General features: G+C 59.4%; 18 protein-coding genes. 10 read left to right on the top strand and 8 right to left on the bottom strand.

Features of this window, described 5'->3' with window-relative positions; translation table 11 throughout:
• Positions 1–72: 72 nt before the first annotated feature.
• The 9 genes from PJL69_RS14065 (at position 73) to PJL69_RS14025 (ending at position 8,623) form a co-directional block, all read left to right on the top strand.
• Positions 73–627 (top strand): CvpA family protein, encoded by a 555-nt coding sequence (locus PJL69_RS14065; protein ID WP_209100119.1) that lies wholly within the window; start codon positions 73–75, stop codon positions 625–627.
• 165 nt (positions 628–792) lie between these two features.
• Positions 793–2,055 carry a TAXI family TRAP transporter solute-binding subunit gene (locus tag PJL69_RS14060; RefSeq protein WP_271310215.1) on the top strand — a complete coding sequence of 421 codons (1,263 nt, stop codon included), beginning with the start codon at positions 793–795 and terminating at the stop codon, positions 2,053–2,055.
• 368 nt (positions 2,056–2,423) lie between these two features.
• Positions 2,424–3,953 (top strand): amidophosphoribosyltransferase, encoded by a 1,530-nt coding sequence (purF, locus tag PJL69_RS14055; protein ID WP_271310214.1) that lies wholly within the window; start codon positions 2,424–2,426, stop codon positions 3,951–3,953.
• 5 nt (positions 3,954–3,958) lie between these two features.
• Entirely contained in the window at positions 3,959–4,525 is a 567-nt protein-coding gene (locus tag PJL69_RS14050; protein ID WP_271310213.1) for a DUF2199 domain-containing protein, read from the top strand.
• A 138-nt stretch (positions 4,526–4,663) separates the two neighbouring features.
• Positions 4,664–4,921, top strand: coding sequence for a hypothetical protein (locus PJL69_RS14045; RefSeq protein WP_209100126.1), 258 nt, complete (start codon positions 4,664–4,666; stop codon positions 4,919–4,921).
• 83 nt (positions 4,922–5,004) lie between these two features.
• Positions 5,005–5,679 carry an SDR family NAD(P)-dependent oxidoreductase gene (locus tag PJL69_RS14040; RefSeq protein WP_271310212.1) on the top strand — a complete coding sequence of 225 codons (675 nt, stop codon included), beginning with the start codon at positions 5,005–5,007 and terminating at the stop codon, positions 5,677–5,679.
• Between the two features lie 166 nt (positions 5,680–5,845).
• Positions 5,846–6,628 (top strand): 5'/3'-nucleotidase SurE, encoded by a 783-nt coding sequence (gene surE, locus PJL69_RS14035; RefSeq protein ID WP_271310211.1) that lies wholly within the window; start codon positions 5,846–5,848, stop codon positions 6,626–6,628.
• Complete coding sequence (locus PJL69_RS14030; RefSeq protein ID WP_271310210.1) at positions 6,628–7,281, top strand: protein-L-isoaspartate(D-aspartate) O-methyltransferase; 654 nt, start codon at positions 6,628–6,630, stop codon at positions 7,279–7,281. Before surE ends, PJL69_RS14030 begins: the two co-directional genes overlap by 1 nt.
• Before the next feature lie 124 nt (positions 7,282–7,405).
• Entirely contained in the window at positions 7,406–8,623 is a 1,218-nt protein-coding gene (locus tag PJL69_RS14025) for a LysM peptidoglycan-binding domain-containing protein (RefSeq protein ID WP_271310209.1), read from the top strand.
• Positions 8,624–8,669: 46 nt separating this feature from the next.
• Here PJL69_RS14025 and PJL69_RS14020 read toward each other — a convergent pair whose 3' ends face one another.
• The 4 genes from PJL69_RS14020 to PJL69_RS14005 form a co-directional block, all read right to left on the bottom strand.
• Entirely contained in the window at positions 8,670–9,509 is an 840-nt protein-coding gene (locus PJL69_RS14020; RefSeq protein WP_271310208.1) for an ATP-binding protein, read from the bottom strand.
• 117 nt (positions 9,510–9,626) lie between these two features.
• The gene (gene tatC / locus PJL69_RS14015; RefSeq protein ID WP_209100138.1) at positions 9,627–10,562 is read right to left on the bottom strand and encodes a twin-arginine translocase subunit TatC; all 936 of its coding nucleotides are present in this window, start codon (positions 10,560–10,562) and stop codon (positions 9,627–9,629) included.
• Positions 10,559–11,029: a Sec-independent protein translocase protein TatB gene (gene tatB, locus PJL69_RS14010; RefSeq protein WP_209100140.1), complete on the bottom strand. Its 471-nt coding sequence runs from the start codon at positions 11,027–11,029 to the stop codon at positions 10,559–10,561. Before tatB ends, tatC begins: the two co-directional genes overlap by 4 nt.
• 17 nt (positions 11,030–11,046) lie before the next feature.
• On the bottom strand, positions 11,047–11,262 hold the full coding sequence (locus PJL69_RS14005; RefSeq protein ID WP_271310207.1) for a twin-arginine translocase TatA/TatE family subunit: 216 nt from the start codon (positions 11,260–11,262) through the stop codon (positions 11,047–11,049).
• Positions 11,263–11,448: 186 nt separating this feature from the next.
• Here PJL69_RS14005 and PJL69_RS14000 point away from each other — a divergent pair, with 186 nt between their 5' ends.
• The gene (locus tag PJL69_RS14000) at positions 11,449–12,117 is read left to right on the top strand and encodes a helix-turn-helix transcriptional regulator (protein ID WP_271310206.1); all 669 of its coding nucleotides are present in this window, start codon (positions 11,449–11,451) and stop codon (positions 12,115–12,117) included.
• Here the strand turns inward: PJL69_RS14000 and PJL69_RS13995 are convergent.
• From PJL69_RS13995 to PJL69_RS13980, 4 genes are all read right to left on the bottom strand, one after another.
• Positions 12,114–13,157, bottom strand: a complete 1,044-nt coding sequence (locus PJL69_RS13995; RefSeq protein ID WP_209100454.1) for an ABC transporter ATP-binding protein — start codon at positions 13,155–13,157, stop codon at positions 12,114–12,116. The two genes, PJL69_RS14000 and PJL69_RS13995, sit on opposite strands and share 4 nt — an antisense overlap.
• 100 nt (positions 13,158–13,257) lie before the next feature.
• On the bottom strand, positions 13,258–14,643 hold the full coding sequence (locus tag PJL69_RS13990; RefSeq protein WP_271310205.1) for a sodium:solute symporter family transporter: 1,386 nt from the start codon (positions 14,641–14,643) through the stop codon (positions 13,258–13,260).
• A 90-nt stretch (positions 14,644–14,733) separates the two neighbouring features.
• Entirely contained in the window at positions 14,734–15,870 is a 1,137-nt protein-coding gene (locus PJL69_RS13985; protein WP_271310204.1) for a hypothetical protein, read from the bottom strand.
• Positions 15,871–15,903: 33 nt separating this feature from the next.
• Positions 15,904–16,683, bottom strand: a complete 780-nt coding sequence (locus PJL69_RS13980; protein WP_271310203.1) for an SDR family oxidoreductase — start codon at positions 16,681–16,683, stop codon at positions 15,904–15,906.
• Between the last annotated feature and the right edge of the window lie 115 nt (positions 16,684–16,798).

Below are 16,798 nucleotides of genomic sequence, written 5' to 3'. Positions count from 1 at the left end.
AGGCACGCGCACATAAATACGCCGCAAGGCAGGTTGGCCGCACATTGGGTCATCCAAAAGGGACAGGAATACATGGAAGGTTTCACCATCATCGATGCCGTTGTGGCAGGCATCATTGTTATCTCGGCGCTGCTGGCCTACAGCCGCGGCGTTGTGCGGGAAACCATGGCCATTGCGGGCTGGGTTGCCGCTGCTGTGCTGGCCTTCATGTTTGCCGGATCTTTACAGCCGCTGGTCAAAGAGGTGCCCGTGCTGGGCGAATACCTCGCCGACAGCTGTGAATTGTCGATCATCGCTGCCTTTGCGGCTGTGTTTGCGCTTTCGTTGGTTGTTGTGTCGTTGTTCACCCCGCTGTTTTCCTCGATCATTCAGCGCTCTGCACTTGGCGGGCTCGACCAAGGGATGGGCTTCATCTTTGGGGTGCTACGCGGCATTTTGTTGGTGGCGATTGCCTTCTTTGTCTATGAAACCGTGATCACCAGCCAGTCGATTGCGATGGTGGATGACAGCCGGTCTGCCGAAGTGTTCAGCCGCATCACACGCCAGATTGACGACCGCGATCCGCAGGACGCGTTGGGCTGGATCACAGCGCAATATGAACAGCTGGTCGGCGTCTGCGAAGGCTAAGCCGCGCTTTAGAATTTTTCAGAGCCCGCACCACATGGTTGCGGGCTTTTTTCTGGGCGAAATTTTTACCCTATTCAGATTTTTAAACGCCGCTCTCTACTGGCTCTTGTTTGCAAAACCAACGGCGGCTAACGTTCGGAGAAACAAGCTATTTTCGAGCCGTTTATGCGCCTTTGGATCGCCATCACCACTGTCACACTCGCGGTATGCGCGACTCTTGTTGCGCTGCTGTTGCTGCCGCCCAAAACACTCACACTGGCGGCGGGTGCGCGTGGCGGCGCATATGCGCTGATGGCGGAGCGCTACCGGGATATTTTGGCGCGCGACGGGATCACGCTGGAGATCCTCTATACCAATGGATCCGTTGATAATGCAGAACTTTTGGCGCTTGAGGCAGTGGATGCAGCGTTTCTGCAAGCCGGAATTACTGTGCCCGCAGGCAAAGCGGAGGCCATTGGAGGTATCTTTTATGAGCCTATGATCTTCCTGGTGCGAGAAGGTCATCAACTGCCGTCAAACCCCGCGCTCTGGCAAGGGCTTCAGATTTCGCGCGGCAAGATAGGCTCTGGCACCGCAGCGGCATTTGCGGACTTTCGCGCCGCAGTAGGCCTGCCAGAAGAGGCCAACAAGGAATTGGATCTGGGCGCGGCGCAGTCGATTTTTGCGTTGCAGGCTGGCGGGATCGACATGGCTTTTCTGGTGAGCAGCATTGAGGCGCCCTATCTTGCGCAGGCGTTCAGCACTGACGACATCAGCCTTTTGCCGCTGTCCTACGTCAAAGCGATTGCGCGGCATATGGACTACGCAGATATCGTGGACATCCCGATTGGGGCGATCTCGCTGGATCCGGTGCAGCCAATGGAGACCCAACAGCTTCTGGCGCTGAAGGCGCAAATGGCAATTGATCCGACGCTTCACCCGGCACTGGTGAACCGCCTGACCATGGCCGCCAAAGAACTGCATGCGGGGCGCGATATTCTTTCTGATCGAGGCACCTTTCCCTCCGCCGAAGGCATTGGCATGCCAGAGAACAATGTTGCGCGGCAGCTGATCCAGAACGGGCCGTCCACTTGGCACAATCTGTTGCCCTATTGGATGGCGGCGCAGGTGAACCGGCTTTTGCTGTTGATTTTGCCCATTCTGTTGGTGCTGTTGCCTTTGCTGCGGATCGTGCCTGCGGTTTATGCGTATTTTCGTGGCTGGCAGGTGTGGAAACACTATGGTCAGATCCGAGAGATCGAAGGGAAGGTCAGCGAAACGTCGAGTGCCAAGCAGCTCAGGAAGCTCTCAAATGCTTTGGACGCGCTGGATCAGAAAATCTCGCAGTTGCGGCTGCCGCCAGCCTATCGGCAAACAGCCTACCACGCGCGACTGCACATTGATCTGGTGCGAAGCCGCATTGCTGAACTGACATCGAAGGCCAAATAAGCGCGCGTTCGCGCAGGGCGCTGGCAAAAGTGGGAATTGCGCAGCATTTTTAACCGCTTGATCAACTTTACCATGGGGGCTGCGGTTTCTGGCACTTGGAATGTGATCCTTTCGTGACATGCCCCCCCAGAGCGCTTAAGACAGGGCCAGCACGAAACAGGGATTCGGAGCCACCTCTGTGGTCATTGGGCTGACACATACCCGACACGCAACCGCGCCTCGCGGGACGTGGATTTGCATCCCAACCTATGCGCATTGCGCCGACCGTGCACACCCACCGACCTTTGCCAAGCACAGAGACTCTGCGCAACAAAGGTGCCTGACCACCCAATCTAGCCAAGCCTAGTCCGAAAATAGGAGCACTGCACGTGTGCGGAATTCTGGGGATCGCAAATCGCAATGACGACGTTTTTGCGGAGATTTATGACGGTCTGCTGATGTTGCAGCATCGGGGGCAGGACGCCTCTGGTGTGGTGACCTACACCGGCGGATTTTTCCGAGAGCGCAAGGCCAACGGGCTGGTGAAAGACGTGTTTCAGGCCAGCGATGCGGAAACGCTGACCGGCCGTGTGGGCATGGGCCATGTGCGCTATCCGACCGCTGGCAGCCTGAGTGCCGCCGAAGCGCAGCCGTTTTTTGTGAACGCACCTTATGGCATTTATCTGGTGCACAATGGCAATATCACCAACACCGATGCACAGCGCGAAAAGGTGACAGGCAAATACAGCCGCCATCTGCGCACCACCAGCGACAGTGAAATTCTGCTGAACGTTCTGGCCGACAAAGTGGCTGATGCGATCAAGGTGAACGGCAGCGCGGATGCGATCCGCAATATCTTTGCCGGTGTCAAAATGACCATGGAGCGCGTGCAGGGGGCCTATTCGGTGATCTGCCTGATCGCGGGTGTTGGCATGCTGGCCTTCCGTGACCCGCACGGCATTCGCCCATTGTCGGTGGCCAAACGTGCGGCTGACGGCGAAGGCGATGACTACGCTTTTGCCAGTGAAGACGTGGCCTTTGGCATCAATGGGTTTGAAAAGCTGCGCGATGTGAAGCCCGGCGAGGCACTCCTGGTGGACCTAGAAGGCAACCTGCATGAGTTCCAGGCGGTGGATGGCCAACTGACGCCCTGTATCTTTGAGTATGTTTATCTGGCGCGGCCTGACAGTGTGCTCGACGGTGTGTCCGTCTATCAGGCGCAGATCCGCATGGGCAAAACACTGGCCAAACAGATTGCAGACAGCGGTCTTGAGATTGACGCGGTTATTCCTGTGCCAGACAGTGCCCGCCCCGTGGCGCTGGAGGTCAGCAACATCACTGGCGTGCGCTACCGCGAAGCGCTGGTGAAAAACCGCTATGTGGGCCGGACCTTCATCATGCCGGGACAGGAAGAGCGCCAGAAATCCGTGCGGCGCAAGCTGAATGCGATCCCGCGCGAGATGGACGGGCGCAACATTCTGTTGATTGATGACTCCATTGTGCGTGGCAACACCATCAAGAAGATTGTGCAGATGTGCCGCGAGGCAGGCGCGAAAAAGGTCTATATCGCCTCCGCCTCTCCGCCCGTGGCCTATCCGAATGTGTACGGCATCGACATGCCCACCAAACATGAGCTGATTGCCCATGACATGAGCATTGAGGAAATTCGGGACGAGCTGGGCGCGGATGCGCTGTTTTATCAGAAGCTGGATGACCTGATCTGGGCGGCCAAGGAAGGCAACCCTGAGATCGACCAGTTTGACTGTTCTTGCTTTGACGGCAATTACATCACTGGTGGCGTGACGCCAGAGTACCTGGCCGATCTGGAAAACAGCAGCCGTGTGAGCAAAAAAATCGCGGAGGCCCCGGCCCCTGGCGCAAGCTGGAATGGCGCCACTTTGGCAACCACGCAAAGCTGAGCCCGGTGAACCTGCTCGCGCTTGATAGCCGATGGCGGCGTCTCCATGACCCGGAGTGGATCAGCCCAAAGAGCGGTCGCAGCTTTGGCGGGCTGATCGACATTGGCTATGACCACCCGGATCCATGGCCGCATGGCGATCTGGCTGAGTGCGGGCAAGATGTGCTGGAGGTTGGCGCGGACAAGCTCTCCGCCGACCTGTGCCGCTGTGACGGGATGCGCTTTGTGCGCGCCATGCTGGCGCTGCCGATCAATGGCAGCGATGAGGCCGTGCAATTTGCCATCTGGGTGCATGTTGGTGACGCCGACTTCTACCGGTATCTGGAAGATGCCACCGGCGAAACGCCGGGATTTGCCGGATGCGCAGCCTGGCTGATGAATGACATTCCCGGATTTGAAAGCGACACCCCTTTTGAAGGGCAGCTGATTCCCGGTGGCGCAGATGAGCGGCCGACATTTGAGGCGAATGACGGACCGCTGAAACAGGCGCAGGCAGAGGGGATCTCCTTTGAGGCGTTGCTGGACCTCTACGCTGCAACCGGCAACGATATCCGCGCTGACCTGACCGGCTGAAATCCGCTTATTTTTATGACAAAATCGCGCCCATCGGCGGCATTAAGCCCTCATTAACCACGATCCCGATATCCAGCTCTGGCAGTCAATGGAGCGATCTCTATAAGGCCGCCACCACTCACATTATCGGGATAGCCCATGACCTCCAGAACGTCTTCGAAGGTGGCCGGACTGGCCACAGAAACGGGTGTGCTGAAAAAGCGATCTCGCCTCACGCTGATCGGCGTCATGGGATCAAAATCAGCCCCCCGCGCGCTGCTGATGACAGGCAGCGGACGGACCTTGCGCGTGCAACTTGGGGACCGCACGCCCTCTGGCAAGGTGATCGCCATTGATGGCCAAAGCATCGTGCTTCACAGCGGTCAGGGCGCAACACGCCTGTCGATGCCGCGCTAAGGCGCAGGATGGCGCGCACGCTGCGACATTGATGCGCCTGCTTGCCTCTTGACCTCATAGCGCAATGGCCGCATTCCAGAGGCATGACAGATACACATGCCTCTCCCGCACCCCAGGACGAAAAAATCGCTTTGATCACGGGGGCCTCCCGCGGACTTGGTGCCGCCTTTGCTGAAGCGCTGGCACCGGGCTATCATATTGTCGCTGTTGGGCGCACCACTGGCGCATTGGAAGAGCTGGATGACCGCATCCGCGCCAAGGGGGGACAGGCCACGCTGGCACCAATGGACATCACCAATCAGGACGCAATGGCACAGCTTTGCCGTTCGATCCATGACCGTTGGGGCAAGGTGGATCTTTGGGTGCATACTGCCGCCCACGGCGCGCCGCTGACGCCTGCGGATCACATTGATGCCAAAGACTGGCAGAAATCTGTTGCGATCAATCTGGACGCTGTCGGCCGGCTGATCCCCTTTTTGAGCCCGCTGCTGGGCCATAGCGGGCACGCGGTTTTCTTTGACGATCCCCGTGCAGGACAAAAGTTCTTTGGCTCTTATGGGGCCACAAAAGGCGCGCAGATTGCGCTCGCCAAAAGCTGGCAGGCGGAAACCGCCGCCATCGGCCCCAAAGTCTCGATCCTGTCGCCCAAAGGCATGCCCACAGGCACGCGCGCGCGGTTCTTCCCCGGGGAGGATCGTGACACGCTTGTGCACCCGCGCGAAGAGGCGGCGCGCTTGATCGCAGAGCTGGATCTCTAGAGACGACCGAAAATCCCGCCAGACTGTGACGGGGGCTCCCCAATCAGAGATGCTTGCAACGCGCCCGACATTGTCGCGCTTGCCCCGCTGTGATCGCTCCACTAGACAGAAGAAAATCAGTGGGGCTTAGGCCTTGTGGCGACAGCGAAACTTGGGGGCAGGCACCATGCGCATTCTCATCACAAATGACGACGGCATCAACGCGCCCGGTTTGGCGGTTCTGGAACAGATTGCCGCCGACCTTGCAGGTGCGGACGGCGAAGTCTGGTGTGTCGCCCCGGCGTTTGAGCAATCAGGCGTGGGTCATTGCATCAGCTACACCCACCCCACGATGATCGCGCAGATGGGCACGCGCCGGTTTGCCGCCGAAGGCAGCCCGGCAGATTGTGTGCTGGCTGGTGTGCATGACGTGATGAAAGACGCGCGGCCTGACCTGATCCTGTCGGGCGTGAACCGGGGCAACAACTCTGCGGAAAACGCGCTTTATTCCGGCACATTGGGGGCCGCCATTGAGGGCGCTTTGCAGGGAATCCCATCCTTTGCGCTGTCGCAGTTTTATGGGCCAAACAATGCCAATGCAGAGGATCCGTTTGAGGCCGCTGGACGCCATGGTGCGCAGGTGCTGCGCAAGATTCTGGCCACCGATGTGCCCAATGGATCTGACTATGGGCTGTTTTACAACATCAACTTTCCGCCGGTTTTGGCCGATGAGGTGAAGGGCGTGCGGGTTGTTGCGCAAGGGTTGCGACCAGGCACGAGCTTCTCTGTTGCGCCCCACACCTCGCCCTCCGGGCGTCGGTTCCTGTGGGCCAAGGGGGGCAATCAGCAGGTGAAAACAGCCCCGGACACTGATGCGGCGGTCAATCTGGACGGCTATATCAGCGTGACACCCATGCGTGCAGATTTGACCGCACATGATGCGCTGAGCGCTTTGAAAGACATCGAATAATGGACCCGGACGCGCTCGCAGAACGCAAAATGCAATTCCTGTTTGCCCTGCGTTCGCGCGGGGTGACGGAGGCTGCGGTTCTTGGCGCCATGGAGGCGGTGGACCGGGGGCTGTTTGTGCGTGGGCTGTTTGCGGAGCGCGCCTATGAGGACACACCTTTGCCGATTGCCTGCGGGCAGACCATCTCTCAACCCTCAGTGGTGGGATTGATGACGCAGGCGCTGGAGGTCACGCCGCGAGACAAAGTGCTCGAAGTTGGCACCGGCTCTGGCTATCAGGCGGCCATTCTGGCGCAGCTGGCACGGCGGGTGTACACGGTGGACCGTCACAAGCGACTGGTGCAGGAGGCCCGGGGTGTTTTTGACACGTTGGGCATCGTCAATATCACCTCTTTGATTGGCGATGGCAGCTTTGGCCTGCCTGATCAGGCGCCCTTTGATCGCATCATCGTCACCGCCGCAGCCGAGGATCCCCCCGGCCCCCTCTTGGCGCAGCTGAAGATCGGCGGTATCATGGTGGTGCCCGTGGGGCAGTCGGATGCGGTTCAAAGTTTGATCCGGGTGCGGCGCACAGAGAACGGGTTTGACTATGACGAGCTCAGGGCGGTGCGTTTTGTGCCTTTGCTGGAAGGCGTTGCCCGGGAAAACGATTGACTTTTCAGGGCTTTCCTCTTGGCAAAGGGGGCAGCGTCGCCCATTTGGGCACAAGCAGTAAACGGAACCAAAGCGGTCATGGCATCAGACCCCTTCTTAAGGGACCGCATGTGAGGATATCGAGATGGTTTTTTCCCAGCCCAAGCGCATTCGCTTTTTTGGTGCAGGACTGGCACTGAGTGTGCTGGCGGCCTGTGAGGGTGGTTTTGACTATGATCTGCGCGGAGATGCGGCAGGCGGTGGGCTCGACACCTCGGATGCGGCGCTGACGGCGACCTCCAAACGGCCCTTGCCTGACAATCGGGGTGTGATCTCTTATCCAAACTATCAGGTGGCGGTGGCCCAAGGCGGCGACACGCTGCAGGATGTGTCTGGCCGGGTTGGCATTCCGGTGGAACAACTGAGCCGCACCAATGGCATCGCCCCGGATGTGAAACTGCGCAAAGATGAAGTCATTGTGCTGCCTTATCGCGTGGCAGAACCCTCTGCGGCGACAGGGGGCACCGGTGTGATTGTGCCGCCGGGTGGCGTGGACATTGCGGCGCTTGCGGGTGGTGCAATTGCCAATGCCAATACCACCGAAGTACAGACCAGCACGCTCTCTCCTGCCGCGGCGCCAATTGCGACGCCTACAGAGAATGCCCAGACCGGGCTTGAGCCGGTGCGCCATAAGGTCAAACGCGGCGAGACGGCCTTTACCATTGCGCGGCTTTACAATGTGTCGGTGCGCTCGCTGGCAGAGTGGAACGGACTGGGCAGTGATTTCACCATTCGCGAGAACCAGATCCTGCTGATCCCGCCAGCGGATACAAACGCGCCTGCACCGGCACCGGCACCGGTGGCGACAACGGCCACCACGAAACCGGGGGAAGGCTCCCCGACGCCAACACCGCCAAGTGCGTCCAAACCATTGCCCGATGATGCCACCGCCCCCAAAGCGGCGCCAGCCCCGAAACCCGAAAGCCCGGATCTTGGCGCACAGCAAAGCGCCTCTAAGGCTGCGATGGGTTATCCGGTCGCGGGCAAAATCATTCGCCCCTATGCCAAAGGCAAAAACAACGGCATCGACATTGCAGGGGATGCGGGCACGCCGGTGCTCGCCGCGGCAGATGGCACAGTGGCCGCAATCACGACAGATGCGGATGATGTGACCATTCTGGTGGTGCGCCACCCCAACAACCTGATGACGGTCTACTACAATGTGGCCGAGGTAAAGGTGGCTAAGGGGGCTGCAGTGAAACGGGGGCAAACCATGGCGCAACTGCCCGCTGAAAACGCCTTTGTGCACTTTGAAGTGCGGGATGGTTTTGAGAGCGTGAACCCTGCGCCCTACCTGAAGTGAGCTTGGCTTGCAGGGGGTGCGCCCCCTGCACTGCCTTATTAATCCGTCAGATTTTGACGCCTTCGCGCCCGGCCAGATCCAGGAAAAACTGCCATGCGACGCGGCCAGAACGGGCCCCTCGGGTGGCCTGCCACTCGATGGCCTCGGCACGCAGGCGGTCTGGATCAACCGACACGCCGTGGGCGGCGCAGTAGCCGTCGATCATCGCGAGGTAGTCATCCTGCGAACAGGGATGGAAGCCAAGCCAGAGACCGAAACGGTCTGACAGCGAGACTTTTTCCTCGACAGCTTCTGACGGGTTGATCGCGCTGGAGCGTTCATTTTCGATCATGTCGCGCGGCATCAGGTGGCGGCGATTGGAAGTAGCGTAAAACACCACATTGTCAGGCCGCCCCTCGATGCCACCATCCAGCACCGCCTTCAGCGATTTGTAGTGCTGATCGTCGTGGCTGAAGCTGAGGTCATCACAGAACAGCAGGAAACGCTCTGAGCTGGCACGCAGAAGGTTCAGCAGGCGTGACACCGTGGGGAGGTCTTCGCGCTGAAGCTCCACGATTTTGAGTGCATGGCCTTCGGACAACACCTGTGCATGTACGGCTTTCACGATGGAGGATTTGCCCATGCCGCGCGCCCCCCACAAAAGCGCGTTATTGGCAGGCAAACCTTGCGCAAACTGGCGGGTGTTTTCCAGAAGCGTGTCGCGGGAGCGGTCAATGCCGACCAGCAGATCGAGGGAGACGCGGTTGATGTCTGGCACAGGTTCCAGACGGTCCGGCTCCACATGCCAGACAAACCCATCTGCGGCGGTGAAATCCGGCGCGGCCAGTGGCGCGGGGGACAGACGCTCCAGCGCGTCGGCAATGCGGGTCAAAGTGGTGTCATCCATGGCGGGCCTCCGGTGTTGTTGCCGCTAAAGAGCACTTTCTATGCGCAACAACAAGGGCATAGACCCAACGAAAAACGCGCCCAACGTGGGGCGCGTTTCATTGCTTTGACATAACGCTTATTTGGTGTCGATGTCGGCGAGGTCTTCGGCCTCTTCGTCATCTTCGAAGTAGACGCCCTCTTCCTTCAGTTTGGCGATGCGCTGTTTGTCCACACGGCGCACAAGGAAGATCGAAACCTCATAGAGGCCATAGACCACTGTGAAGAGGATCAGCTGCGTCACAACATCCGGCGGCGTGACCAGCGCGGCCAGCACAAGAATGCCAACCATGGCGTATTTGCGCACAGATGCGAGGCCATCAGCACTGACCAGACCGGCCTTGCCCATCAAGGTCAGAAGCACAGGAAGCTGGAAACACAGGCCAAAGGCCATGATGAATTTCAGCGTGATATCAAGGCTTTCGTTGACCTTACCAAAGAAGGTGATTTGTACCCCCTCTGCTGCCTGCGGCGTGGCCGCTGCGACAGTGCCGGGCACATCCTCAACCGCCGGGGCCATGAGATTGGCAAAGACCGACGCCACATCGGCAAAGCCGAGGAAGAACTGCATCGCCAGCGGGGTCACGACCAGCTGTGCGAAGCTTGCGCCCAAGAGGAACATGAACGGCGAAGCGATCATGAAGGGCAGAAACGCGCCACGCTCACTTTTGTACAGACCCGGCGCGACAAACCGCCAGAGCTGATAGCCGATCACCGGGAAGGCCAGCGCAAAGCCGCCCACCATGGAGATGCGGAACAAAGTGAACAGATATTCCTGCGGGGACGTAAACTGCAACGTTGGCGATGGGTCGCCCAGATCGCGCAGCACTTCGACGATGGGTGCGACAAGGAAATGCAGCACGTGTTCTGCAATGAATTGCCCGCCGATCGGCACAAAGAAGAAGCTGATCGCCACAATGAAGGCCAGCACGGAGCGGATCAGCCGGGTGCGCAGCTCTGCCAGATGCTCGATCAGCGGGGCGGAGCTGTCTTCAATCTCGTCAGTGTTGCTCATGCCTCATCCTTTTTGGGGGCGGTTTCTGGCTCCGCCGCCTCTGACGCCGCTTTCTCGGCGGCTTCTTTGTCCAGACGGGCCTGCGCAACATCTGCCGAATGCTTGCGGATCTTCTCTGCCGCTTCGGCGCGTTCTTTGGACAGACGCGTGGTTTCGGCCCCCGGCTCATAGCTCATGGAGCGCTTCACCTCATTGGCACTGTCGGCAAAAGCATCGCTGGCCGCTTTCAGCGGATTGGACACTTTGTTCAGCCCGTCAGTGGCGCCCTTGATGGTGTCGGTCACGTCTTTGACGCCCGCCTGATCGGCGGCCTGGTTCATGGCAGAGGAGAACTCCCGCGCCATACCCTTGGCCTTGCCAACAAAGCGGCCCACATTGCGGAACAGAACCGGCAGATCCTTGGGACCGACCACGATCAACGCGACCACCCCAATCACCAACAGTTCTGGCAAACCCAAATCAAACATATGGACTGGGCCTCAGATCAAACTTTGTCTTTTTCGTCAGATGGGGTCACGTCTTTGGCTGTGTCAGCGGCCTCTTCTTCCAGCTCCTGCTGGCCTTCGTTGATGCCCTTTTTGAACGAGGTGATGCCTTTGCCGACTTCGCCCATCAGACCGCTGATTTTGCCGCGACCAAACAGCACCAGAACCACAACCGCGATGATCAAAGCGCCCATTGGACCGATGTTTCCAATCATGATGTCTCTCCTTCTTGGTGGGGCGTTGGCCCCGAAAATTTTCCCTGCCCTTTTCCTACTCCTTGGGCTGGGTGCGGAAAAGGCGCGCGCACGGGCAATTGAGCGGAATTCGAAGGTTTTCAGCGCATAATTTGTCACTATTGTGTCAGTTGTAAAAAAACTGACAGTAGATGTGAGAATCAGCCCATGGGGACATCGCAAAATCGAGCCGAGCGGTTGCTGGCGTTGATGGACGTTCTGCGCGACGGGCAGCTGCACCGGGCGGAAGACTTGGCAGCAACGCTCGGGGTGTCATTGCGCACGGTCTACCGCGACATGAAAACCCTGATGGCGAGCGGCGTGGCGGTAGAGGGCGCGCGTGGCACTGGTTACCGCGCGCAGACGGCGCTGACACTGCCACCGCTGAACCTGACGGAGACCGAGCTGGAGGCACTGCATATCGGCTTGGCGGTGGTGGGCACCGGGATGGAAGGTGAGTTGCGCGCTGCGGCGGAAAGCCTGAGCGCAAAAATTGATGCGGTGTTGCCCGAAGAGGCAGGTGGTGTGGTGCAGGGGTTTGGGTTTGCCAGCTATCCGTTTGACTTAAGCGCGCGGGCGCTCAGGCATCTGGAGCCATTACGCACCGCAATTCGGGCCAAGCAAAAACTGCGGCTTGTCACACAAGACGGAGCGCGGGATGTGCGCCCTTTGAAGCTGCGCTATTGGGGGCGTGTCTGGGTGCTGGCGGTGTGGGATGAAACAGGCAACGCGTTTGCAGAGCAGCGCGTCGATCAGATCACCGAAATCACGCCGCTGCCCGGCCTATTTGTGGAAGAGCCGGGCAAGAGTTTGCGCGACTTTGAGGCGCAGCTTTAGGCTGGGAACACAAAGCACCGGTCGCGGCGGATGGTGAGCCAGAGCGGGGTACCCTCTTTGGGCAGGAACACATTGGGCACGGTGACTTTGAGCTCTGAGGCGTCGTGATCCATGATGAACTCGACAAGGCTTTCATTGCCCATGAAACGTGCGCGCCTGACGCGCCCGCGCGCGGCGATACCGTCGCTTTTGGTCGGGCGCGGGCCATTGCCCTTGCGGTCAAAATCAAGCTTGAGATGTTGCGGGCGGATCACGATTTCCACCGGTGCGCCATCGGCCAGGCCCGGGGTCAGAAAGTCACCAAATGGGGTGTTTGTAAGAGCGCCGTTGCTGGTGGAACGGATCACATTGATGTCGCTGAAAAACGCCACCGCCTGTTTGTCCACCGGGGCATTGTAGATGTTGTAGGGCGCGCCCTGCTGCACAATCTTGCCGTCGCGCATGAGGGCAATTTCATCGGCCATGCGCATGGCCTCTTCGGGCTCATGGGTCACGAGCAGGACGGCGGTGTCCTCTTCTTTGAGGACCGCAAGGGTTTCATCTCGGATGCCGTCGCGCAGGCGGTTATCAAGGCCAGAGAACGGCTCATCCATCAACATGATGCGCGGGCGTGGTGCGAGGGCGCGGGCCAAGGCGATGCGCTGTTGTTCGCCACCTGACAGCATGTGTGGATACTTGTCGATCGCCCAGCCGAGATTGACCTTGGCCAGCAGCTCTTCGACACGGGCACGTTTCGCCGCGCCGCTGCCCTTGAGACCGAATGCGACATTGTCGGCCACAGACAGATGCGGGAAGAGGGCAAAGTCCTGAAACATCAGACCGATCTGGCGACGCTCCGGGGGGACACGGAAAACCGTGTCGCAGATCAGGTTGCCATCCACATAGATTTCACCGCTGTCCTGCATATCCACCCCGGCGATCATGCGAAGCGTGGTGGATTTGCCGCAGCCAGAGGGCCCCAAAAGGCAGGTCACCTGCCCCGAGTGCAGGGACAGAGACACATCGTCCACCACCTGCCGGTTGCCAAACCGGCGGCGCATGTTGCGGATTTCAAGGCGTGGGGGGAGTGTTTCGGTCTGTGACTGCACTTATGGCCTCATGCGATCCCCGATGGTTTCCATCGGGTTTCGGGCAGGTTTATCAGCCCCCTACCCGCGCTTCAACCCTGCGACTGCCAAGGAGCACAGCCGCAAAGCCCACCACGAGCACGATCAGACAGATCTGCAAGAGCTGTTCGTATTTGTGGCCATCATAAAGCAGATCAGAGACCAGCGCACTGTCGCGGAACATATAGGCGGCGGCACCGGTGATCGCGGCGGCAAAGCTGACCAGATAGGCCCAGAGCGGGACAACACGATTGGTCAACAAGCCCGCCACCAGCACCGGCGTGAGGAACATTGAGGCTGTGCCGGACACAGCAACGGCATCAAACAGGGTCTGATTGCCCCAAAGCGTGAGCGCGCCACCGGCTAATGCAAAGACCAACATCGCGATGCGTCCACCCAGCAAGGTGCGGGGGGCAACACGCAGCTCTTCGACCACCAGGCGAGAGGCGGAGCTGAGCGCAGAATCCAAGGTGGACAGCGCAGACACCAGCAAGGACACCAACAGAAGCGTGAAGACCCAAGTGGGCAGCATGGTGGCCCATGTGCCAATAAGCTGGCCCTCGTAAGCGGCCCCCTCAAGCGCAGCCTGAATGCCAAAAAAGCCAAAGGCGATGATGCAGAGCGTGGAGATCCAGAAAGCGTGCAGGAAGCTTTTGCGCGTGGTGTCGCGATCCGCCAGAAAGCCGCGGTCCATCATCACCGGATCATGCACCGGGTAGGAAAACACCTGTAGCGCAGCGACCACGAGCAGCACCCAGCCATTGTGTGGGCCAGAGACGCCTGGCGCGGTCAGCACTGCGCCGAGATCAAATCCGGGGCGTAGGATCAGCGCGACAAAGGCCGCGCCAAAGACCACGAGAAACAGGCTCATCTGCACCACGTCTGTGCGCAGGGCGGCGGACAGGCCGCCCCAAGCAGAATAGGCCAATGCAAGCACGCCAACGACCAAAATCGCGGTGGTGCTGGCGCTGGAGACCTCGGGGAAGGCGGCTGCAAAAATCAGGCCAACCACCAGCAGATTGGCAAAAACTTCAGACAGCAGGCGCAGCGCAATCACAACGTTGTAGGCGGTTGTGCCGGTGCTGCCAAAACGATCGGTCAGCCAATCCTGTACCGAACGTGCGCCCTGCGCCCGCATGCGATTGACGATATAGCCGCCGGTGAGGAAGGAGCCGTAGTATGCCGCATAAGCCAGCGTGCCGGCGATGCCGTAGTAAAAGCCCAGAATGGCGGCGTTCATCAGCGAACGGGCAAAGATCCACGTGGTGACCTGCGAAAACACCAGCGTCCAGAGTTTGGGCGCATCACCTGTGGTGGATTGCCCGCCAAAGAAGCCCTCTACGGAGGCGCGACGCGGCGCAACAAGAAGGCTGAGCGCGATGATGGCGGCAAATATGGCGATAATGGCTGTGGCCTGCATGGTACTTCCCCAGTTGGTCTGACATTCGCCTAGCAGGCAGGCCCAAACCGCACCAGCCGCCCCACAAAAATGTGAAGGCCCGTTAGCGGGTTACCCTGCGGCCACCAATTCAAACGCCACTTCAGCGCGCTGCGTGCCATTCACCTGAATGGCGAGCTTGTGCGGGCCGGGATGCAGGGTGAAGGTGGTGGCATTGCCTTTCAATGGGTGCTTTTTGGCAAGCTCCAATTGGCCATTGCCGGCCACTTTGCCCTGTTTGAGCTTGAACACCTTCTGGCCGGTTTTGCCATCCGGGCGGTGGAACGTCAGGACATAATCGACCATCACGGGCACGGGTTTGGCAGCGTCGGTACTGAGGGTCACGGCCACGTTGAGCGCCTCGCCAATGGCTATGCGATCAGCCCCAACAGAGAGGTTTTCAACGGTCACCGGCGCATCCGCTGCAAAACCCAGCAGCGCAAGTGCGTCGGCATCGCCTGCTTTCACGGCGGTGCGCAGGGCGTGGCGGGTCATCCACTCAAGCTCTTTGGCGGCTTGCCGTGCCTCTGCCTGCCAAGATTTGAGGTGATCGACGACCAAACCCGTATCGATTTTGGAAATATCGTTGAGATGATTGGCCACCGAGCGCGTCACATACCGGGTGGAATCTGCGTGCAGCGCAGCCAGCAATGGCAGGGGTGCGCGGGGGTCTATGTCTATCTTCTTGGCCCAGGGCAGCTTTGGGCGGGTGCCTTCGCTGACCAGCCGGCGCACGTGGTAGTTTTCATCCTGCGCCCAGACGGTGAGCCGCGCAAAGGTTTCCTCGGGCCAGCGGTTGAGGAAGGGGCGGATGTAGAACTCCATAGAGAAGCGCTGTGTCGCGGCATAGAGGAGATCAAAGGCGCGATCGCGGTGTTCTTCCAGCCCGTAGCGCACAGCAAGGATGCCGGGCACCGCGTGGATGAAACGGCCAAAATCATCATCTGTCAGCGCGGGATCAAGCGCCGGAGGCATGGCGGCCTCCAGCTGATCCGCCATGGTGGGGAAATCGGGCGCGAGGCGTTTTTCGATGCAGTCGGCGATCCAGTCGAGCCGCTCCATAAGCTCTCGTTCTGGAAAACCAGCAAGGGTTTCTGCTTGAAAGCCTTCCGCATCAAAGCCCGACACACCGGCGGCATATTCTGCCGCCAGATCGGCCATGCTTTCTGCGTTAAACAGATGATCTTTCAGCGAAAACCCTTGTGACACACCAACACCCCGCGCCAATTTCAGAAACCCTTCTTACATGGCTGAGGCAAAGGCACCGCCATCCAGCAGCACGTTTTGACCCACAATAAAGCCTGCATGATGGGAGCAGAGGAAGGCACAGGTTGCGCCAAATTCATCTGCGGTGCCGTAGCGGCCAGCAGGAATGGTGGCAGCGCGTTGGGCCTGCGCCTCTTCCATGGTGATGCCCTGCTGCTCGGTCACCGCAGTGTCGAGGGACACAGCGCGGTCGGTGGCGTGAATGCCGGGCAAGAGGTTGTTGATGGTCACCCCTGCGCCAGCCACCTGACGGGCGGTGCCGGCCACATAGCCCGTGAGACCCGCGCGCGCGGCGTTGGACAGACCCAACACCGGGATCGGGGATTTCACGGAAACCGAAGTGATGTTGACCACGCGGCCCCAGCCCCGTTCCATCATGCCCGGAACCAGCGCCTTGATCAGCGCGATGGGGGCGAGCATGTTTGCATCGAGCGCGGAAATGAAATCGTCGCGGTTCCAATCTGTCCACATGCCGGGGGGCGGTCCACCTGCGTTGTTGACGAGGATATCCACACCCTCAGCGGCCTCAATCAGCTTCGCCTGCCCTTCCGGCGTGGTGACATCACAGGCGATGGCCTCAACCTGCACGCCGAACTCTTCACGAATTGCCGCTGCGGAGGTTTCCAGCGCCTCAACGCCACGTGCATTCATGATGAGAGCGACACCTTCAGCGGCGAGCGCGCGTGCACAACCCAGACCCAAACCCTTGGAAGACGCACAAACAAGCGCGCGTTTACCTTTGATTCCCAATTCCATGCGATTCTCCCCTTTGTATTGTGGCTAAGAAATACCTAATTCCTTTGGGATGCCAGCAATATACCAATGCGCGGGCTTCATACTGCCACAATTGCGCTATAGTTTGATGAACTTA

This window comes from Shimia sp. MMG029, assembly GCF_027947445.1.
Classification (GTDB): Bacteria; Pseudomonadota; Alphaproteobacteria; order Rhodobacterales; family Rhodobacteraceae; genus Shimia.
The sequence above is the reverse complement of the archived record's forward strand: the minus strand, read 5'-3'. Positions and strand labels throughout refer to the sequence as shown.

Coding starts and splice junctions, on each gene's coding strand:
- PJL69_RS14020 (WP_271310208.1), bottom strand. CDS start 9,509: ATGGATGACACCACTTTGACCCGCATTGCCGACGCGCTGGAGCGTCTG.
- surE (WP_271310211.1), top strand. CDS start 5,846: ATGCGCATTCTCATCACAAATGACGACGGCATCAACGCGCCCGGTTTG.
- PJL69_RS14045 (WP_209100126.1), top strand. CDS start 4,664: ATGACCTCCAGAACGTCTTCGAAGGTGGCCGGACTGGCCACAGAAACG.
- PJL69_RS13995 (WP_209100454.1), bottom strand. CDS start 13,157: ATGCGCCGCCGGTTTGGCAACCGGCAGGTGGTGGACGATGTGTCTCTG.
- PJL69_RS14040 (WP_271310212.1), top strand. CDS start 5,005: ATGACAGATACACATGCCTCTCCCGCACCCCAGGACGAAAAAATCGCT.
- PJL69_RS13990 (WP_271310205.1), bottom strand. CDS start 14,643: ATGCAGGCCACAGCCATTATCGCCATATTTGCCGCCATCATCGCGCTC.
- PJL69_RS13980 (WP_271310203.1), bottom strand. CDS start 16,683: ATGGAATTGGGAATCAAAGGTAAACGCGCGCTTGTTTGTGCGTCTTCC.
- tatB (WP_209100140.1), bottom strand. CDS start 11,029: ATGTTTGATTTGGGTTTGCCAGAACTGTTGGTGATTGGGGTGGTCGCG.
- PJL69_RS14000 (WP_271310206.1), top strand. CDS start 11,449: ATGGGGACATCGCAAAATCGAGCCGAGCGGTTGCTGGCGTTGATGGAC.
- tatC (WP_209100138.1), bottom strand. CDS start 10,562: ATGAGCAACACTGACGAGATTGAAGACAGCTCCGCCCCGCTGATCGAG.
- PJL69_RS14030 (WP_271310210.1), top strand. CDS start 6,628: ATGGACCCGGACGCGCTCGCAGAACGCAAAATGCAATTCCTGTTTGCC.
- PJL69_RS14025 (WP_271310209.1), top strand. CDS start 7,406: ATGGTTTTTTCCCAGCCCAAGCGCATTCGCTTTTTTGGTGCAGGACTG.
- PJL69_RS14065 (WP_209100119.1), top strand. CDS start 73: ATGGAAGGTTTCACCATCATCGATGCCGTTGTGGCAGGCATCATTGTT.
- PJL69_RS14060 (WP_271310215.1), top strand. CDS start 793: ATGCGCCTTTGGATCGCCATCACCACTGTCACACTCGCGGTATGCGCG.
- PJL69_RS14005 (WP_271310207.1), bottom strand. CDS start 11,262: ATGATTGGAAACATCGGTCCAATGGGCGCTTTGATCATCGCGGTTGTG.